Origin of the sequence: Cytobacillus sp. NCCP-133 (assembly GCF_026011715.1) — a bacterium.
Taxonomy (GTDB): domain Bacteria; phylum Bacillota; class Bacilli; order Bacillales; family Cytobacillaceae; genus Cytobacillus.
Genome location: NZ_BRVM01000047.1, coordinates 1 through 3,074 on the forward strand (window position 1 = coordinate 1; position 3,074 = coordinate 3,074).

Genomic DNA, 3,074 nt, shown 5'->3' on the forward strand with positions numbered 1-3,074 from the left:
TCGAAAAATATTTTTTTGACATCCCACCAACGGGTCAAACCGTTGATATATCAATATTTATAGAGGGAGGATTAATGAAGTTGAAATGATTGAAAAAATAAAAGAGGAATTGAAAAGTCTTACTGATCCTAATGCAATAGCTATTGCAACTGTAGGGATGACATCTAGAGATTCAGCCTATTTTGCCGTCTTGCCAAGAAGAAAAGCACTAGGATTTGAAACGGTCAATTTCTTGGTTTCTAGTAAACCTGCAGCAGAAGAATGTTTAAAGTTACTTGATGGCAAGGTCAAATATATATTAATTGATGTTGAAGCAAAAAAAAATGTAGACCTAGAAAGCATTGCCAGAAGCACCTTAAAAAGTTCAATTATTAAGTCATACAAGCCAAATGATGCCACTGTAGAGGCTGCAGATCTTTTTATGCTAAATTATTTTAATGGTACTCTTAAAAATAAAAAATTATTAATCTATGGTGCTGGAAATATAGGCGGGAAACTTGCTTTAAGATTGGCTGAACGAGGGGCAAATCTTTATATTTTCTCTAGGAATATAAATAAAGTCAGTTTATTGGTAAATGCACTTAACACAATTCTTCCAAAGTATTCCTATAATAAAATCAAGCAAATTAAAAATTTTGATGAGATGAATAATTTTTTTGACGGTATTATTTCCTTTGTATCCTCTGAAAAAGTGATAAACCAGAGTCTTATTCATTGTTTAAAAGAAAAAGCTTTGGTTTTGGACGGAGGGATAAATAACTTCACCCATGAATTTTACAGAAATGGCAAACACAAATTATTAAATTGTTTTCGGCTGGACGTTCGATTAGGGTTCTTATATACTTTAATGCCTTTGATGGATTACAGCGATATGTTTTTTAGAAACATTCAAGGCAAATCATTCATTGAGGAAATAAAAATTGTTTCTGGGGGGGTTATAGGAGATGAAGGGGATATTATCGTTGATAATATAAATTCGCCAAAGCAAATTATTGGAATTGCCAATGGACTAGGTGGCACAAAAGAAAAAGGAAATTATAATCAAAATGATTTTAAAAATATAGATAAAATACAAAAGTATATTTCAAATAGATAAAACTTAAATCCACTGATCAAAATAAATTTAGTACGCACAAGAAATCCTCCCCTCTAATAATAGCAGCAGGAATTGTTATTCACCTTAAAAATATTCATCGTTTTCCTCCTGATAAAAATGAATTTCAAAAACTTATTTAATATACCTTCAATAATTATAGCGATTAATTTTTACCAATTAAAATATTAGTCTTGAAAATATTCTTATATAAGAGCAATACGAAAAGCTCCTGCTTTTGTCCACATGTATCTTTTACATTGGAATTTAGCAGACATATCAAAACATTGAAGGGGAATGGAAAGGAGAAAAAGTTAATGGTCAGAGAAAATAAAGCGATTTGCATTTTAGGTTCAGGAAGATGCGGAACTTCAATGGTGTCCAGGGCGATAAATTTAATGGGAGTTGATGTGGGTTCGCATCTATATCCAGCTGACCGGACAAATCCAAAAGGTTACTGGGAGAACAGCAGAATTGTAAAGATCCATGAAAAAATGTTTAAAACAGTTGGAAATAATATTCATCAGCCTCTTTGGTGGCAACAGAAGGGTTATAGTCACTTAAAGGAAGAGTTGATGGAGTATATAACAAGTGAATATTTAGATAAAGGGGTTTGGGGATGGAAGGATCCAAGAACTTGCCATTTTATTGAATTATGGAACGAAGTATTAAATGAGCTGGGCGTAACTCCCCATTTTGTAATTATGGTTCGTAATCCAGTTGATATCGTTCACTCTTTCAAAAAAGCATATAACTTTGAAGGAATTTCAGCGTTGAAACTTTGGCAGCAAAGAACATTGTTATGCATAAAAAAGACAAAAGGCCATAAACGGATCATATTTGATTATAATCAATTTCTTGACAATAGTTTAGAATGCTTGAAGACTATTTCTAAGACTTTTAATCTTAAAATAATCAAAAATGAAAGTGAGTTAAAAAAGCAATTAAGGAATTTTATTGATCCTTCATTACAGCATAGCAGGGTGAGTTTGGAAAGGCTTTTAAAGGATCCGAATATTGATGATGATATTAAGGAACTCTATAATCTCTGCTATAAGGCTTGCCACTCAAATGAGTTTTTCAAATCGGATATTTTCAGTAACAAAATTAATTTATTATATCGATCTTTTTTTAATGAGTTAACCTGACTTTGCACAAAAAGGAATAAATAATTCTTTAACCTTGACTAAAGATTTATGTCGGCAATAGGTTTAAATACTTTAAAGGGTGATAAATTGTGGAAGATAAAGATAGGGAATTGCAGGAATTTTGGAGAAAAAACTTAAAATTGCCTTATAAGTTAACAAAGGAAGAGATTTTGCGTTTTTGGTTATTAGGATCCAAGCCATATAGGATCCGACCAGAAACAGTAAAAAAATACTCAGAAAAATTTAATATTCATTTTTTAATAGAAACAGGTACCTATCAAGGTGCCATGGTTGAAGCGAATTTAAATAATTTTACTAAAATAATATCTATTGAATTAGAAGAAAACTTATATAAGGCAGCAAAGTTGAAATTTTCAAACTACCCCCATGTTAAGATTCTTTACGGTGATAGTGCAAAAGTCCTCCGTAAAATTCTGAAATTTATACATGTTCCTTGTATCTTTTGGCTAGACGGCCATTATGTACCTGATTCATTAGATACTGCCAGAGGTGAGAGTGATACGCCAATAATGGAAGAATTGAATCAAATCTTAAGCCATCATGTTAGGAATCACGTCATCTTAATCGATGATGCCCGTTGTTTTATAGGACCAAATACAGTTTTGAATGATTACCCGACAATACAGGAGTTAAGAACCTTTGTCAGTAACAAAAGGCCTGACTTAAAATTTCAAGTAGAAGATGACATAATTCGTATTCATCCTTAGTTAGAATTGTAAGCGTCAAATAGACCCCACCTATATTTTAGATGGGGCCTGAGATATTATTTAGTTAAGCTTTTTAAATGAAATACAAGACACTGGTAGTGTCGT

Annotated in this window: 3 protein-coding genes; all 3 read left to right on the plus strand. The window is 31.9% G+C overall.

The genetic code is table 11. The features are described from left to right. The first annotated feature begins 85 nt into the window (after window positions 1-85). The 3 genes from NCCP133_RS21690 to NCCP133_RS21700 all read left to right on the plus strand — a co-directional run bounded on the left by NCCP133_RS21690 (window position 86) and on the right by NCCP133_RS21700 (window position 2,969). Window positions 86-1,096 (plus strand): NAD(P)-binding domain-containing protein, encoded by a 1,011-nt coding sequence (locus NCCP133_RS21690; RefSeq protein ID WP_264807305.1) that lies wholly within the window; start codon window positions 86-88, stop codon window positions 1,094-1,096. Window positions 1,097-1,410: 314 nt separating this feature from the next. Then, window positions 1,411-2,241 (plus strand): sulfotransferase family protein, encoded by an 831-nt coding sequence (locus NCCP133_RS21695; protein WP_264807306.1) that lies wholly within the window; start codon window positions 1,411-1,413, stop codon window positions 2,239-2,241. Window positions 2,242-2,330: 89 nt separating this feature from the next. Further along, entirely contained in the window at window positions 2,331-2,969 is a 639-nt protein-coding gene (locus NCCP133_RS21700; RefSeq protein WP_264807307.1) for a hypothetical protein, read from the plus strand. Window positions 2,970-3,074 lie beyond the last annotated feature (105 nt).

Excerpts from the sequence above, each read along its gene's own strand:
- NCCP133_RS21690 (WP_264807305.1), top strand. The coding sequence starts at position 86 with ATGATTGAAAAAATAAAAGAGGAATTGAAAAGTCTTACTGATCCTAAT.
- NCCP133_RS21695 (WP_264807306.1), top strand. The coding sequence starts at position 1,411 with ATGGTCAGAGAAAATAAAGCGATTTGCATTTTAGGTTCAGGAAGATGC.